12 protein-coding genes are annotated in these 16,748 nt (G+C 53.9%); 2 read left to right on the top strand and 10 right to left on the bottom strand.

Translation table 11 applies throughout. The annotated features are described in order from the left end of the window. Nucleotides 1-59: 59 nt before the first annotated feature. The 7 genes from A8O25_RS20230 to A8O25_RS20260 all read right to left on the bottom strand — a co-directional run bounded on the left by A8O25_RS20230 (nt 60) and on the right by A8O25_RS20260 (nt 10,210). Nucleotides 60-1,244, bottom strand: coding sequence for an ABC transporter permease (locus tag A8O25_RS20230; protein ID WP_066839065.1), 1,185 nt, complete (start codon nt 1,242-1,244; stop codon nt 60-62). Continuing rightward, nucleotides 1,241-2,482, bottom strand: coding sequence for an ABC transporter permease (locus tag A8O25_RS20235; RefSeq protein WP_066839070.1), 1,242 nt, complete (start codon nt 2,480-2,482; stop codon nt 1,241-1,243). Before A8O25_RS20235 ends, A8O25_RS20230 begins: the two co-directional genes overlap by 4 nt. Nucleotides 2,483-2,492: 10 nt before the next feature. Then, complete coding sequence (locus A8O25_RS20240; protein ID WP_066839073.1) at nt 2,493-3,185, bottom strand: ABC transporter ATP-binding protein; 693 nt, start codon at nt 3,183-3,185, stop codon at nt 2,493-2,495. 334 nt (nt 3,186-3,519) lie between these two features. Continuing rightward, nucleotides 3,520-5,010: a TolC family protein gene (locus A8O25_RS20245; protein ID WP_066839081.1), complete on the bottom strand. Its 1,491-nt coding sequence runs from the start codon at nt 5,008-5,010 to the stop codon at nt 3,520-3,522. A gap of 7 nt (nt 5,011-5,017) precedes the next feature. After that, the gene (locus A8O25_RS20250) at nt 5,018-6,268 is read right to left on the bottom strand and encodes an efflux RND transporter periplasmic adaptor subunit (RefSeq protein WP_066839083.1); all 1,251 of its coding nucleotides are present in this window, start codon (nt 6,266-6,268) and stop codon (nt 5,018-5,020) included. Between the two features lie 514 nt (nt 6,269-6,782). Continuing rightward, the gene (locus A8O25_RS20255) at nt 6,783-8,702 is read right to left on the bottom strand and encodes an insulinase family protein (RefSeq protein ID WP_082893794.1); all 1,920 of its coding nucleotides are present in this window, start codon (nt 8,700-8,702) and stop codon (nt 6,783-6,785) included. A gap of 182 nt (nt 8,703-8,884) precedes the next feature. After that, nucleotides 8,885-10,210 (bottom strand): M16 family metallopeptidase, encoded by a 1,326-nt coding sequence (locus tag A8O25_RS20260; RefSeq protein WP_066839085.1) that lies wholly within the window; start codon nt 10,208-10,210, stop codon nt 8,885-8,887. 218 nt (nt 10,211-10,428) lie between these two features. On the opposite strand from A8O25_RS20260, the gene A8O25_RS20265 reads away from it, so the two are divergent. Next, entirely contained in the window at nt 10,429-10,881 is a 453-nt protein-coding gene (locus A8O25_RS20265; RefSeq protein ID WP_066839086.1) for a hypothetical protein, read from the top strand. 242 nt (nt 10,882-11,123) lie between these two features. Then, nucleotides 11,124-12,263 carry an endo-1,4-beta-xylanase gene (locus tag A8O25_RS20270; RefSeq protein ID WP_066839089.1) on the top strand — a complete coding sequence of 380 codons (1,140 nt, stop codon included), beginning with the start codon at nt 11,124-11,126 and terminating at the stop codon, nt 12,261-12,263. Between the two features lie 321 nt (nt 12,264-12,584). Here A8O25_RS20270 and A8O25_RS20280 read toward each other — a convergent pair whose 3' ends face one another. From A8O25_RS20280 to A8O25_RS20295, 3 genes are all read right to left on the bottom strand, one after another. Next, nucleotides 12,585-13,700, bottom strand: a complete 1,116-nt coding sequence (locus A8O25_RS20280; RefSeq protein ID WP_066839098.1) for a glycoside hydrolase family 43 protein — start codon at nt 13,698-13,700, stop codon at nt 12,585-12,587. A 692-nt stretch (nt 13,701-14,392) separates the two neighbouring features. Continuing rightward, nucleotides 14,393-15,238, bottom strand: a complete 846-nt coding sequence (locus A8O25_RS20290) for an aminotransferase class IV (RefSeq protein ID WP_066839105.1) — start codon at nt 15,236-15,238, stop codon at nt 14,393-14,395. Continuing rightward, nucleotides 15,222-16,358, bottom strand: a complete 1,137-nt coding sequence (locus A8O25_RS20295) for a DmpA family aminopeptidase (RefSeq protein ID WP_066839107.1) — start codon at nt 16,356-16,358, stop codon at nt 15,222-15,224. Before A8O25_RS20295 ends, A8O25_RS20290 begins: the two co-directional genes overlap by 17 nt. Between the last annotated feature and the right edge of the window lie 390 nt (nt 16,359-16,748).

Genomic DNA, 16,748 nt, shown 5'->3' on the forward strand with positions numbered 1-16,748 from the left:
AACCTCCACCCCTGCCTGGCCCCCCTCTCCGGTGGGAGAGGGGGCCAGAGGGTGAGGTTTTACTCTTCATGCAAAGCCACGGCCGGATGAATCTTTGCGGCTTGCCAGCTGGGGTACACGGCACAGACAGTAGCCAGCAAAAAGATGAGCAGCGCGGCAGCTGCTATGCCTTGCCAGTAAATCTCCGTGGAAAGCTGGAACACATGCAGCAGCGGGAACTGCGCCGCCAGCAACAGGCCCAGCAGCAGCCCGAAGGTGGCCATCACCAGCACTTCGCCCACAAACTGGTTCCGGATTTGTTTGGTGGTGGCGCCCAGCGCTCGGCGCAGGCCAATCTCTGAGTAGCGGCGGTTGATGTTGTACCAGAGCACCCCAAACAAGCCCAGGGCCACGTTGAAAATCAGGAAACCGCAGACCACGCCCATGGCCACCATAGGCACCCAGGTTAATTTGGATTTGCTTTGGCGCATTTTCTCCAGCGTGGTGACTTCTATGGTCCAGTCTTTGGCAATGCGCGACAGGTCTTTCACCATCTTTTCCTCAAAGACCACACCCGTGCCCGGTTTTACCTTGATGAGCAAACTGGAGTACAGCTGATCGGGTTTGGCCTTCTCCAGGTTGATGCGCTGGAAAAGCGCGGGTTCCTCTTCGGCAAACTCGCTGTCGGCGCGGTAATGGGGCATCACACCCACCACGGTAAAACTGGTAGAATCATCTACCTTTATTTGTTTGCCCAGCGCTTCTCCCTCGCCAAACAGCCGGTCTTTCAAGACCTGGTTGATAACCACTGAAGGGTGGAGCGCAGCGGCATCCTGCGGCCCGAACCACCGGCCCTGGTCTACCGACAACTGGAAGACGTCTTTGTAGGCATCTTGCACCTCGTAATTATTGGTTTGCACCGATTCTTTGTTCCCGTAAGAAACCCCCATGCTCCAGCTGCTGAACGCAAAGGGAACATTGTTGTGGGTCAGAGAGGCGGCCTCTACCTCCGGGAAGGATTTGATGCGCTGCATCATCTGCTCCTGTATGGCCTTGGCCTGCCCCATGGAGTCTGCGTTGGACCTGAAGGAGAGCTGCCACACGTTCTGGTAATGAATGCCCAGCGGTTTCTTATAGTTATGGTAGTTGTAGAGCACAAAGCTGATGACCGCGAACAGCACCATGAATGAGAAGAACATTTCAGTGATGAGCAGGAAGTTGCTTTTCTTCCGGTTCCAGATCAGTTTAAATAAATGGCGTATCATTTGGAGCCTCCTCTCAAAGCCTCAACGGCGTGTAAACGTGACATTTTAAAAGCGGGGTACACCCCGGAAATCAACCCGAACACCAGGCACAGGAGCAGCCCCCAGGCGAACACCCGCAGATTCAACCCCAGTTGCGAATAGACGATAATGCCGCTGTCATTGATCAGCGCCAGCACCCCCGCCGAGAGCAGAAAACCCAGCACACCTCCTAGCAGCGTCAGGAAAACGTTCTCCACCACAAACTGCCCGATGATGGTATTAGACGAAGCCCCAAACGCCTTGCGCACGCCAATCTCAGAAGACCGCTCCATGATGCGGCTAATGTTGATGTTCACCAGATTGATGGTAGGCAAAAGCATGAACAGAAAGGCCGCCAGCGCTAACATGGTGTACAGGAAACCTACTTTGTCTTCTTTGCCGCTGCCCAAAAAACTCCGGGCGAAACTCTCCACAATGGTATCTGGGTAAGAGTGTACCTGCTTTTTCTCTTTGGGGTCCAATTGGCTCACCTGCCGGATTATGTGGGCGTATTCTTCCTTTATCTTAGGAATGTCTGACGCTTGTCGGGCTTTGATGGTGGCAAAATAACCGCCTCGCAGGCCGGTGTCTTTAAATTCCTGGCTTTTGAGGGTGATGGGCACCCAGACATCGGCGTAGGACTGGATTCTCAGCACCGGCACGTCTTCCACCACGCCAATGACCCGGTATTTCACCTGGTCTACCTCAATGGTCTGCCCCAGGGCCGGCCCCGCCCCGAAGTAGTTCTTGCGCGTCGTCTGGTTGATCACGGCCACCCGGCTGGCGTTCTTCACCTCCTGCGCCCCAAAGGGATTTCCCTCCAGAAAGTGAAAGTCCAGGATCTCCCAGAACTGCTGGTCTGTGTGTTTGATGTCCAGCGCCAGCTTTTTGTTATGGATGTAGCTGTTCACCTGCGTAAATACTGAGTGGACGGAGACTTTCTCGGGCGTTTGCATGCGCCGCACATAGCGGTTCAGGAAGTAATAGCTGGGCGGGCCGCTGCTGGAGTAGCCTTCGCCCTGTTCTTCGCGCAGGTTGTTCACAAACAGCAACCGGTCGGTCTCCCGCTCCGGCATCTGCGGCCCGAACACGTGGTCAAAGAGCGAGGTCACCACCATCAAAACCATCAACGTGAAACTGATGCCAAAAAGGCTGATGAAGGTGAAGAACTTCCGGCGCAGCAGGACCGCCCAGGCAATTTTCAGGTAATTCTTTAACATGGCCGTACGGTTAAATCTGGGCTTCTACTACCATTGAATCTGCCACCTGCTGCCCGTCAAAGAACCTGATGAGGCGGTTGGTCTTGAGCGCCATGTGCTCGTCATGGGTCACCATCACAATAGTGGTGCCTTCTTCCTGGTTCAGGCGCAGCAGAATGTCCATGATCTCGTCGCCCATCACGCTGTCCAGGTTTCCGGTGGGCTCATCTGCCAGGATAATCTCCGGGTTTCCCGCCAGGGCCCGTGCAATGGCTACCCGCTGGCGCTGCCCACCGCTGAGCTGGCTGGGGAAGTGCTTAGTGCGGGCACTCAGGCCTACTTTCTCCAGGGCCGCCAGCGCCCGCTTACGCCGCTCACCCGCGCTCACGTTCCGGTACAGCAACGGCAGTTCTACATTATCTACCACGCTCAAGTCATGAATCAAGTGATAGCTCTGGAACACGAACCCGATCTTCTCATTGCGCAGCCGGGCCAGCTGCTTGTCTGAATGTGTTTTCACCGGCTGCCCGTAAATGGCCACGTGGCCGCTAGACGGGTCATCTAGCAGGCCCATGATGTTGAGCAGCGTAGATTTTCCGCAGCCCGAGGGCCCCATGACAGACACAAACTCCCCACGTTCCACGAACAGGTTCACGCGGCTGAGGGCTACCGTCTCTATGGTCTTGGTACGGTAGACTTTCTCAATGTCAACTAACTGTATCATAATGTATATGCTAAGGTGCTAATTTTTTAATGTGCTGTTGTGCTATTTTCTTAATGTATGCTTGTTCACTTCAATCTGTTACTTCAGAAGATACTGCCCCATTGAAGGGGGACACCTGCTGGTCATGGCGTCCCCAACTATGGCGCGGAAGTTACTTCCGTGACTAATAATGAAAGTCACGGAAGTAACTTCCGCGCCATAAAAAGAATCTGGTTCAGCAATGTTTGCCCTCCTGTGTAAACATCCCTCCTTCGCCCTTCAAAGAGGGACTCACAACCAGAAGAGCTGTTCCCCGTTTTTGGCCTGTTTTGGCCAAAAACAGGCAAAAAACACATTACCTTGCTCCCCTCTCCGCGGGAGAGGGGCTGGGGGTGAGGTCCGCCAGCGGTTGCCCGCGCTCAAAATCATAGAGGGTGAGCGCCCGAAGGCGGTAATAGGCTACCCAAAACGCTTGCAGGGCTTCCACGTAGGCGCGGCGGGCCTGGTCTTTTTCCTGCAGGGCTATGTTCAAATCTGTGATGCTGATGCGGCCCACCAGAAACGTGGATTTGGTGATGTCATAGCGCTCCTGGGCAATGGAGTCTGCCGAGGCGGTGATGCGCAGGCGCTCTTTGAGCAGGTCAATCTGGTTCACCTGCGTGAGCACGCTCTGCTCAAAATTGGTCTGCTCCTGCTGCACGGTGTACTGCGCCAGCTGCAATTGCGCCTGCGCGGTTTTCACGTTGGCTTTCTGCCGCCCCCAGTCCACCAGCGGCACGCTAAAGCCTACCGTCACCTGCTGCTGGTTCTCTGGCCGCACATAACTCTCAGAAAAGCTGTTGGCGCTCTTGGTCAGCCCGAAGGTGGCATATACATCAGCGTTGAACCCGCCTTTGCCGCGCACCTCGGCCATCTTCTGTTCCGCCTCCAGCACCTGGCGCTGAAACAGGAAGCGCTCTTTCCGGTTCAGTCTGGCCTGCGCCAGTGCCAACTGCTCTTCCACTACCAACGCGGGTACGTTCTGCGGCGCCTGGACCGTCACCTTTTCGCCCTGCGGCAGCCCCACGTACGCGGCAAACTGCATGGCCACGGTTTTCAGCTCAGTAGACGCCTGCGCCTGCGCCAGCTGCGCGTTCATGAGGCTCAGCTTGAGCTGCAGCAATTCGTTCTTTGACAATCGGCCCAGCCGGTATTTTTCTTCGGCCACCCTGAACAGCGCCTGGTTGTTTTCCACGTTTTTAGTGGCAATCTCATAGTTCACCTGCTGCAGCAGCACCTCAAAGAAGCGCTGCGTGGCGGTGGTGGCCACGGTTTCGCGGTCTTCCAGGTACTGGCGCTCAGATTCCGCGTAGCGGAGGGGCTCAATCTTCTTGGCCCACGCCAGGGCATTGTAACCAAAAATAGGCTGGCTAAAGCCGATGATGGCGGGAAAAGTGTTGTAGCGCCTTACGCCCTGGTTGAAGTCATCAAACCGCTGGCTCTGCGAAGAAATAAAGAACTGCCCACCCGTGAGCCCCACCGCCTGACTCACCGACAGCGCCACGTCTGAATTGCTGATGGAAACCTCTTTGAATTCAGTTGTCCCGTCTGGCTGCACCACGGGAATGGTGCTCCTAGAGAAGTCTGGCAAGGTGCCGCTCAACGCCAGCTGCGGGCGGTAATTGGCCTTGAACGTGCGGTACTGCCAGTAACTGCTGGTTTGGTTGGTAGTGGCCTGCTTGGCCGCAATAGAAGAAGCCAAGGCCAAATCAATAGTTTCCGGCAGCGTGAGTGACCGGCGCAGCGGCTGCGCCATGGTCAGTGGCCCCAGCGCCCAGCACACTATATATAATAGAGTCTTTTTCATGGCAGGGTTAGTTGTCTGAGAGTTGCAGTTCCTTCAGGTGGGCGTACTCTTTGGTGCTGGAGATGATGATTTCTTCGCCCGCGGCGATGTCTCCCTGCAGCTCTACAAAGTCTAAATTATTAGCTCCGGTTCTGAGCATGCGCCGCACGGCCTTGTCGCCCTGCACCACAAACACCGCCTGCTCTGGGGTACCGGTGTAGAAGGAGCCATTTTTCACCCGCAACACGTTCGGCCTAAAGTCTGTGTGCACAAACACCTCTACCCGCAGGTTAGACCGCAGCGCCTGGTGGTTTTTCTCCTGCAACCGCACATAAAAGGTAATGATGCCGTTTTCCACCTTGGGCTGCACGCTGGCAACTTCGCCGCGCAGGTCTGTGTTGTTGACCCGCACCGTGACGGGGCCGCCGGTCTTCACCTGCTGGGCATACGAATCTGAAATAGTGGCTTTAATTCTGAAGCTGCTCAAATCTGCCACCCGCGCCACAGGCTCACCCGCATTCACACTAGCCCCCACTTCTTCGTTCACCCACGTGACCACCCCTTTTTTAGTGGCCTTGATGTCTGCCTGCTCCAGTTGCCGCTGCAGTTGGCCAATGTCCCGGCGCTGCATTTCCAGTTCAAAGCCCACGGCTCTCATGCCAATCTGGGCGGCGGCCTGCTCGTCTTGTATCTGGCGCTGGAGCTGGGCTAATTCTAACCTGGCAACTTTGAGGTCTAATTCAGCTTTCTTCACGTTTTCCTGGGTGCCGCCGCCAATGGAGAGCAGGTATTGTTCATCATTGAGTGCCGCCTGGAGGCTTTTCACCCGGACCTCCTGCACCGCATAACGGGAACGCAATTGGTTCACGTTCTTCTGGAGGTCGTTTTGGAGTTGGGCGGTTTTGTTCTGCTTGAGCTGCTGCTCGTCTCTGAGTTTCTCAAAGGCGGTTTGCGAGGTTTGCTTGTCCAGCTGCAGGAGGGGTTCGTTGGCGGCTACGTGGTCACCGGCCCGGTGCAGCACGCGCTCAATCTTGGCCTGGATGGGGCTGGCAATGACCTCTTCGGTCTCTGGCACCACCGTGCCTGTTGCGGTGAGGGACGTTTCTACGGCGCCTACCTCTACGGTGGCATAGCGCAGATCTGTTCTGGCCACCTCCGTTTCCAGCACCCACCGGAACGCGAGCACCGCCGCCAGCACCACCACCAGAGCCCCTCCCGCCTGCCACTGGCGGCGACGTCTGGTTTTCTGCACTACAGCCTGGGGTATTTCTCTGTCCATTTTACACTTTGGTTGGTGCAGGCTGGTATCCAAGGGTTATGCCAATTTATTACGCACTGATCAACAGCGCTTTATATTCAAGTCAAACAGTTGAAAGTGTCCAGAAGTGGACAGGGATTCCAGAAGTGGGCAGGATTGGGATGTGCGGAAATACGTTTTCTGTTTTGGGGCTGTTTTCTGAAAAACAGGCCAGAAACAGCTTCGCCTTCTATGTCAAAAGCCATTATTAAAATATTCTAGCAAGAGCTTCTACACGTTAAAAAAAGCACAGTAGTAACTGGTTTACCGTTCGCCCACTAGATCCTTTCAGGAGGACAAAAGGGAGGAGTAGTTTATCACCGGGGAGAATGTCAAAGAGGGAAAGCAGGGGAAAATGAAAATTAAGGCTGCGCTTAAAGCAGATTGGCGACAGAGCCTGCATGATACATTTTGACATAAAAAAGCCGCTGCGTTTTTAGGCCTGTTTTTGGGAAAACAGGCCTAAAACGCAGCGGCCCAAAGATTAAAAGAAGAATTACTTCACCTTGAAGAGGTCATCTTTCAGGTTCTTGTTCACCTCCACGCTAGTCACTTTGGAAGACAAAATCTGGCCGCCAATGTGCAGGTCAATCTGGTGCGGGAACTTAATGCCGTTCACCTCGCGGTAGTCTTTGAGGTCTGTGGTTTGGTTGGCAGTACCAATGCTGGTTTGCTCAGTAGCCACTTCGCGTACTTTCAGGCCGGTTTCTTTGTCAAAGTAGTGAAAGGATTTCTTTCCGCTGGGCAGGGTCAACTCCAGTTTATAGGCATCACGGCCTTCTACTTTTTCCATCTGGTTCAGGGCCAGCTTCACCCCCAGTTGATCATAGCTCAGGAAGCTCAACCAGTTGTCCAGTTTCTGGTCCTGCACCTCAGTGCCGTCCAGTTCTTTTACCTGCCCCTGGGTGTTGATGGCCCCTTTGGTGCCGTTGATGATGACCCGGTTGATCTCATTCTGTCCATAAGTGGTCACTACTAAAGATTTGTCTACGCCTTTCTGCTGCTGGGTCACCAGCAATTGGGCTCCTGGCACGGTCATGGTGCGTTTGATGGTCAGATCTTTTATTTTCTCCACGTTTGCTTTTCCGCCAAGGGCGTTCACGTAAGCGGCCAGCACAGACTGCACGGTCACGCCAGCAGGCAGTGACATCAACGGGGCCTCGGTTTTCTGCCCGAAGGCGTCATAGTAGGCCAGCGGCTGGTTCACGTTGAAAGGCTTTAGCTTGTCAGCTATCTCGCGGGCGTTCCCTACGGCTAGCAGATAAGCCTTGTCTGGACGCAGGTACTGCTGGGCCACGCGCTGAATGTCAGCGGGCGTTACGGCGGCCACGTTCTTCAGGTAGTTGGCGTAGTAGTCTTTGGGCAGGTTGTACCGGGCGGTGTTGATGGCGAACATGGCCACTGTCAGCGGGTTCTCCAGGGAGCGGGCAAACGAGCCGGTCATCATGTTCTGCACTTTCTTCAGCTCATCAGCAGAAACGGGCTCTTTGCGCAAGCGGTCCATTTCATACATGATCTGGGCAAAAGAACTGTCTGTCACTGAATTCCGCACGCTGGCATAGGCCACAAACCTCCCTGATAAGCGGTCTGTAGAGAGGTTGGAGTTAGACCCGTAGGTGTATGCGCGCTTTTCCCGCAGATTGGCATCTAACCGGGCGAAGGAACCGCCCAGAATGTTGTTCATCAAGGTGGCCGCAATGGCGTCTGGGCTACCCGGTTTCAGGTCAACGGCATAGGTAACAGAGATATTTGACTGCACCGAGTTAGGGCGGTCCACAATGGCTACCTGATTGGCGGTTAAAGCGGCCGGCGCCGGATACGCGGCCTGCTTTACATCACCCTTCTTCCACTTGCCAAAGTACTGCTTCACCAGCTTCTTGGCATCTTTGGCGGTAATGTCGCCTACAATGGCCAGGTAGCCAATGTTTGGCCTGAAATACGAGCTGTAAAACTGCTGCACATCAGCCACGGCAATGTTCTCAATGGATTTCTCTGTCAGGATTTCGCCATACGGGTGGTTCTTGCCATACAGCAGCGCTTGCTGCAGGTTGGTCTCCATGGTGGCCGGATCATCTTTAGAAGCGGCTAAGTTAGAGGCCATCTGTTTTTTGAACTTGTCCAGCTCCTCCTGCTTGAACTGCGGGTTGAGCAGTACATCTGCGCTCAGCTCCATGAGCTTGGGCAGGTGCTTTTTCAGGCTGGAGGCCGAAAAACCGGTAGCCGAGGTGGTTAAGGTGGCACCAATGAAGTCAATCTGCTCGTCTAGCTGGTCTTTAGAGCGGGTGGTGGTACCGGTACGCATCAGATACGCCGCTGCGCCCGTCAAGCCTACTTTCTCACCTTCCAGCACAGGGTCTCTGTCCAGCACCAGGGTCATGGCCACTGTGGGCAGCTTGTGGTTTTCTACCACGTACACTTTTAAGCCGTTAGAGAGGGTGAACTGCTCTACTTTCCCCAGCTCAATGGTAGGGGCCGGGCCGCCGCCGGCGGAGTTTGTTTTGTCTGCGCCACACTGCCTACTGCGGCAGATAGCGCCAGAAAGAAAATGGAAATATATTTTTTCATGGAAATCTCTAAAGAATAAAGGAAACCAACTGCTTATCTCGCTTGCGCCGCCTTAGGCAGGTAATGCAACACCGCCCGGTTTTCTTTGGTTAAATATTGGTTGGCCACACGCATCAAATCATCTTTGGTCACGGCCAGCAGTTTGTCCAGCTCAGTGTTGATGAGGTTGGTGTTGCCGTACAGCGCGTGGTAAGAGGCCAGTTTCTCTGTGCGGCCCTCCAGCGTGGTCAAGCCGTTGATGTACTCGGTCTCAATCTGGTTGCGCAGTTTCTGGAACTCCTGGTCAGAGATAGGCTCTTTCTTTACGCGGTCCAGCTCCGCATCTATGGCGCGCTCCAGCTCGTGTACGTCTACCCCCATGTTGGCCACCGCCAGGTTGATAAACAGGCCCGGGTCTTCCATAGACAACGGGATAGAGGCCACCGTCACCGCCTTCTGCTGGTTATCTACCAGCGCCTTGTTCAGACGGGAGCTCTGCCCGCCAGAGAGCAGCGTGGTCAGCATTTTAATGGCATACGAGTCATCTGACCCTTGCTTAGGGATATGGTACGCCTGCACCACCGCCGGCAGCTGAATGTTGTCAAACACCACCTTGCGGCCTTCCTCCATCTGCTTGGGCTCTTCTACGCTGGGCCTGATGATGGGAATGGTGCCTTTGGGAATTGGGGCAAAGTACTGCTCCACCAGTTTCTTGGTCTGCTCCACATCCAGGTCTCCGGCAATGGTCAGCGTGGCGTTGTTGGGCACATAGAAGGTCTTGTAGAAGTCCATAAACTCCCGCAGAGAGGCTTTGTCAATGTACTGGGCAGAGCCAATGGGCACCCAGCGGTACGGGTGTACTTCAAACGCAGTGGCAAACGTATTCTCCAGCAAGGTGCCGTAGGGCTGGTTGTCTATGCGCTGCTTCTTTTCCTCTTTCACCACCTGCCGCTGCGTCTCTACGCCTCTTTCGTCAATTTTGGCGGCCCGCAAACGGTCAGCCTCCATCCAGAGGCCCAGGGCCAGCTGGTTAGACGGCAGAATCTGGTAATAGTAGGTGCGGTCAAACGAGGTGTTGGCGTTCACCGCCCCCCCCGCAGACTGAATCATGTTGATGTAGTTGCCGCGTTCCACGTTTTCTGAGCCTTCAAACATGAGGTGCTCAAAGAAGTGGGCAAACCCGGTACGGTTCTGCGCCTCATTCTTAGAACCCACGTGGTACATCATGGTCACGGCCACGGTAGGGGTGGTTTTGTCCTGGTGCAAAATCACGTGCAGACCGTTGGGCAGGTCGTACTCTGTGAAGTCAATCTTGTTGCTTTGCGCGGCAGCGGTGAGGCTGGCACCCAGCAACAGGGTACTCAACAATTTACGTTTCATTCAAAAAGCGTTAAAAAATAAAAGGGTCTTGTTCAGTCAGTTTGGCGGGCTTACCGGTGGCTTCACAGGTAAACGTCCTTAAAATTAATTTAAATATTTGTAAAAGCGTTCCATTTCCTGATTGCCTTACTACCAGAATAAGAATTTTACGTATGGCGGTTAAACCAAACCCGCAGTTTCTGCTCTAAGCACTAAACTGTATTTAAGACAACATTTGTATGAAGACCCTGAAAAATCTCACCTCAGCAGCCCTTCTGGCGGTAGCCCTTCTTTTTGGCAGCACGGCTTTTGCCCAGCAAGGCCCGGGGGAAGGCCGCGCCAAGCTCACCTTAGAGGAGCGGGTGCAGGCGCAGACCAGCCGTTTCCAGAAGCAGCTGGACCTCACGCCAGACCAAACCACCAAAGTACAGGCCATCATTCTGGCCTCTGCCCAGGAAATTGACAAAATGCGCGCTGCGGGCAAGCCCAACCGTGAAGCCATGGTGGCGCTTAACCAAAAGCGCACAGATGACATCAAAGCCATCCTGACCCCTGCCCAGAAAGAGAAATTTGAGCAGCAGCAGAACAGCATGAGAGAGCGTGCCGGTAACGGCCAAGGCCAGGCGCCAGGTCCTGAAAAAGCCAAGAAAGACGGCAAGAAGAAAAAAGGCGGTGCCGAAACCGAAGGTTAAGGCAACAACTAGTTCTCCCAATGCACCAGAGAGCCGAGGCAAGTTGTCTCGGCTTTTTTATTTCCATACACTGCGTTTTCAGCCTGTTTTCCTGAAAACAGGCCGAAAACAGAAACGGCTCCTCCGCCGCTCCGGCCCCGGCCTCAGCAGCGGAAGGACACCACCACCTTCCCCTTTTCCAGATATTCAGCCACCGCCACCGCACCTTTACTGTTCCAACTAAGCACCCTATTTCAAACCCTATGAAACTAACCAAGACTTTGGTGGCCGCCAGCCTGGCGGCGGCTGTAGTGGTTGGCTGCGTCACCTCCAACCAAAACTCCCCTAAAGCAGCCGGCACCTCCCTGAAAGAGGTATTCAAAAATGATTTTCTGGTGGGAGCGGCACTCAACTACCGGCAGGTGATGGGGCAGGACCCACAGGCGGAGGTCATCCTTGCCCAGCATTTCAGCACCATCTCCCCAGAGAATCTCCTGAAGTGGGAAAGTGTTCACCCGCAGCCGGAGCAGTTTAATTTCGGCCCCGCCGATGCTTACGTGGCCCTGGGGCAGAAATACCGCCAGTTCATTGTGGGCCACGCACTGGTGTGGCACCAGCAAACCCCCCGGTGGGTGTTTGAGAACGGGCAAGGCCAGCCCGCCAGCAAGGAGGTCCTGCTCAAGCGCATAGAAGAACACATTACCGCCGTGGCAGGCCGCTACAAAGGCAAGATCAACGGCTGGGATGTGGTAAACGAGGCCCTGAATGATGACGGCACCCTCAGACAGAGCAAATGGCACCAGATCACCGGCGAAGACTATCTGGCCAAAGCTTTTGAAACCGCCCGCAACGTAGACCCCAAAGCAGAACTCTACTACAATGACTACAACCTCTGGAAACCCGCCAAGCGGAATGGGGCCGTCAAACTGGTGCAAAGCCTGAAGGCCAGAGGCTTGAAAGTAGACGGGATTGGCATGCAGGGGCACTATGGACTGGAGAACCCAAGCCTGCAGCAGATTGAAGAAAGCATTCTTGCCTTTTCTAAACTGGGCAAAGTCATGATCACCGAGCTGGACATTGACGTGCTCCCCAACCCCAGCAACCGGCAAGGTGCAGACATTGACGCCACGTTTGAATTTGATGAGCGATACAACGTGTACACCACCGGCCTGCCGGAGGAGGTACAGCAAAAGCTCACCCAACGCTACGCAGACCTGTTTGCCCTGCTCCACAAGCACCGTGACAAGATTAGCCGCGTCACCTTCTGGGGCGTCACTGACAAAGACTCGTGGCTGAACGACTGGCCCATCAAAGGGCGCACCAGCTACCCTATGGTCTTTGACCGCAACTACCAACCCAAGCCCGCCCTCAACGCCATTGTGCAGGCGGTACGCAACAAATAAAGCCCAGGCAATTAACCCATTGCGTTTTCGGCCTGTTTTCTGGAAAACAGCAAAAAACGCAAAACTATTTTCCCCTGCCGTGTCTGATCTTTTCAGCAGTTGCCTTACGGTTAGCATCTCCCATTTAAAATCAGAAAATATAGAAGCAGGCACGCTGCGGCACACTTTTACCATGGGCAACATCTCTGGGCAGTTGCAACTGCCCCGAAGCATCTTCAACAGCCCCAAACATGGCCAAGTCAGCAAAAACCGTTCTTGCTAACAAACAAAAAAAGCCCCGCCTGAACAAGCGGGGCTTTTTTATTAATAAACCCAGTACACTTAGTTAGGGTGATACGCCGTAATGGTCTCAATAGTCCCATCTGGGCGGTGCTTTAATTCGGTTACCTTCACGCTGCGCAGGTGGTTTTTGCCCCCTGAAAGGGAGGCGTCATGGTAAAACAAATACCATTTGCCCTTGTGCTCCACTATGGAGTGGTGGTTGGTCCAGCCCAGCACGGGGTTCAGAATAACCCCCTGGTAGGTAAAAGGCCCGGTAGGGCTGTCTCCAATGCCGTAGGCAATGTAGTGGGTGTCACCAGTGGAGTAAGAGAAATAATACTTCCCGTTGTACTTGTGCATCCAGGCTGCCTCAAAGAAGCGGCGCTCGTTGTCACCGGTCAGCAGGGGTTTGCCGGTATTGTCTAAAATCTGCACATCTTTCACCGGACCTTCAAACTGCAGCATGTCTTTGGTCAGACGGGCCACTTTGGGCATCAGCGCCGGCTGGTCATCTGCCGGGTATTCATCCTTCGGATTGTACTTGCCAGTGCTCCAGCGCTGCAGCTGCCCGCCCCAGATCCCGCCAAAATACATGTAGTAGGTGCCGTCTGTGTCTTTAAAAACAGCCGGATCCATGCTGAAGCTGCCTTTGATGGGTTCTGGTTGCGCCTTGAACGGCCCGGTAGGCGATGAACTGGTAGCTACGCCCAGATGAAATATATCCTGCTTGTCTTTGACCGGGAAGTACAGATAATAGGTGCCGTTGTGATAGGCGGCGTCTGGTGCCCACATCTGCCTTCCGGCCCACTGAACATCTTTGATATCTAAGGCCACATCATGCACGGTCACCTTCCCCCCCACGCTGTCCATAGACAAGACCCGGTAATCTCTCATGGCATATTGGTCTCCGTTGTCATTGTCTGGAATACCGGCATCAATGTCATGCGACGGATATACGTAGATCTTCCCGTTGAACACATGCGCAGAGGGGTCTGCCGTGTAAATTTCTTTCACCAGTGGCTCAGAGAGAAAGGCTTTCTTGTCAGTTGCCTCTGTAGTAGTGGTCTCTGCCTTATTAGTGGCCTTGTCAGTTGTATTACTTTGACAACCGGCCGCGAGAACAGACGCCGCCATGAAGGCCAAGGCCGCCGGACGAGAGGAAAGCTTGTGGATCATTTGCATGTAGGTTAGTGGTACGGGTGGTGAAGTTATACTTCCTTTTCTTAAAATGAAACCGATTGCAATAAAATTATTTTACAATTATCACACCTGAACATCTTCTTACTAAAGATTTTTCAAAATACGACTAGTCTTACTATAGAGAGAAGGCAGTCAAGCAGGCGGGGGCTTCATCAGCAAGAGGTACAGCCTAAGAAGACGTTAGAAAAGACAGCCGACCGCTGTTGTTGTCATGACAGGAAGGCCTTGATTGGAAAATAGAAGCGGCAGGCTCTACTCAACTTTGAATTCTTCTACTTCAGGCCGGGGCAACATGACAGCGCGGGCTAGATATTGAAAGAATGGGGCAGCTAGAGTATGGAGAAAAACTCAAAAGCGGTTCTTGGGCAGGAGACTTTTCTGGACAGGTGGCATTTGTTTTCCAGTGCTGGAGAGAGGTAAATCCTGTTTCTACCTGTACAGTTAGTAAATCATTCCAGACGCAAAAGCTGTTTTCGGGCTGTTTTCAGAAAAACAGCGAAAACAGCTTTCAAGGGCAATTCAGCAAGTATCCTCTCATTATTTGAACCGAAATCCTGCTGCAACTTCTTCTGGAGGTATCTGCTCTTGCTTATCTAATCTGAAATTTTCACCACCAACAGGCAATAAAAAAGGAGACTTTCAGCAGACAGAAAAGTGACGGCCTCCTGCTACACCACCTGCCGGTTCTCCAGTTCCACCAGATCCTGCAGCAGATCTAAGGTCACGGCACCTGGCGCTCCCTTGCCAACTGGTTTACCGTCTATCTCTATAATGGGCAGAATGCGTTTGGTGGTACTGGTCATGAATGCTTCTTTGGCGGTGGCAATGTCTTCCAGCGTCACATCAGCCTCAACTACCTGGTACTTTTTGGCCGCCAACTCCAGCACATTTTTGCGGGTAATGCCTTTGAGTACTTCCCTGGCGGGGGTGACCACCGTATCATCCTGGCGCACCAGAAAGAAATTGCTTCTTGGGAATTCAGTCACCAGGCCGTTGTGGTGGTACAGCACATCATGTGCGCCTTTGGCTTTTACCTGCTGAATCAGTTTGATGCCCACTAGATAGTTAATGGTCTTGGCCGCCGCCAATTCCCGCACATATTCATGGGTGATGATCTTGATGCCTGTGGCCACCTGCGCCTCAGAAGGCAGGGTCAGGGGCTGCTGAAGAAGGATCAGGTTGGGGGCTGCCGGGTCATAGCCGTTCTCAGAGTAGCCGCCGGTCAGGATCATCTTCACGCCCGCGTCGGGCATGCCGTTCATCTGCACCAGCCGCACCAGAATGTCTTTCAGCTCCTGTTCAGAGTAAGGCACCGGCAAGCCCATCAGCAGCGCCGATGAGAAGAACCGGTTCAGGTAATCGTCTACAAACATCAGGTGGCCGCCCTGCACTTTGAAGAAGTCAAAAATGCCGTACCCGCGCTGGATGGTAAGATCACTCACATGCAAATAGGTGCTTTCCAGCGGAAGGAATTCATCATTCAGGTACGCGTACAATCTATGGTTGGAGGACATGGTGTTTCTTTAGAATTTCAAGGGTTTTATCTAAGGGCAGCGCCTGCACCGTCTGGTTGTCTTTGCCTTGCATGGTTTCGGCTTTGAAAAGCGAGTTGATGATGGCTTCCTCGGTGGCCTCAATGGTGGCCAGGAAAAGGGCCGACATGTCATCATTGCGCAGCAGCGTCACCGTTTGGGTGCTTTGGTCTGCACTATACGGAATTCTCAGCCCGGGGTGGGCCGAAAAAGCAAGTACATAATCACCACTGCCGTTAGAGGCAATGCCACCCGTTTTGGCCAGACCCAGCATGGCCCGCTGCGCCATGCGCTCCAGGTTACGGGCATCAACGGGGGCGTCTGTGGCCACAATGATCATGCAGGACCCGTCGGCTTTTTCCAGGACCTGTTTGCTGAAGGAGAACTGCTTCAGTTCCTCCCCCACCGGCGCCCCGTCTATCTGCAGCACGCCGCCAAAGTTGGTCTGCACCAGCACGCCCACCGTATAGCCGCCCAGGCTTTGGGGCAGTTGCCGCGAAGAGGTGCCAATCCCGCCTTTGAACCCGAAACAGACCGTTCCCGTGCCGGCCCCTACGTTCCCCTCGGCCACAGGCCCCTCCTTCGCCTGCAGAATTGCCTCCTGCACATGCTGCTCCTTTACATGCCTGCCCCTGATGTCATTCAGGCCGCCGTCATTGGTTTCGCCCACCACCGCGTTCACACTCTGCACCTTCCCATTGCCGGGCTGTTTCAAGGTATAGTCTACCACCGCATTCATGGCCGTGCCCACCCCCAGCGTGTTGGTGAGAATGATGGGCGACTCCAGATTGCCCAGCTCTATGATTTGCGTACTCCCTGCCAACTTCCCGAAGCCGTTGCCCACAAACACCGCCGCCGGCACCTTCTCCTGAAAAAGGTTTCCGCTGTGCGGAAGAATGGCCGTGACGCCCGTGCGTACCTGGCTGCCTTTCACCAACGTGGTATGTCCCACTTTTACGCCCGCCACGTCTGTGATGGCATTCATCTTTCCGGTAGGGAGCACGCCAATTTTCACTCCGTATTCACGGGCCCGTTGCCGGTCTTGGGCTTGCGCCGAAAGAAGGACAGAGAAAAGCAGAAGGGGTAGCAGCAGTTTTTTCATAGGCCGAAGGTCTTGGGAGGTAAATGTATCAGTTTGTGCGTAGCGGGCAAAGGTTTTTTTACCGCAAAACCCGCACTCGCCCTCAGCGAACAAAAGCAAAACCGCCACTCACTCACTCACTCACTCACTCACTCACTCACTCACTCACTCACTCACTCACTCCATATTGTCATCCTGAAAGGATCTTGTGGGCGAACGGTAACTGCTTTTGAAGAATGGCTATTCTAGTTCGCCCACAAGATCTTTCCAAGATGACAAAATAGTGCGTTGCGTTTTCGGCCTGTTTTCAGGCAATACTTCGGACAGTTTATGCTGCGATTCTGCCGAAGTTAAGGACACAGTCTGTTTTGTCCTTGTTATTTAAGTGGCTTTTGTCAAAACCGAACACGG

Source organism: Rufibacter ruber (genome assembly GCF_001647275.1).
Lineage (GTDB): Bacteria > Bacteroidota > Bacteroidia > Cytophagales > Hymenobacteraceae > Nibribacter > Nibribacter ruber_C.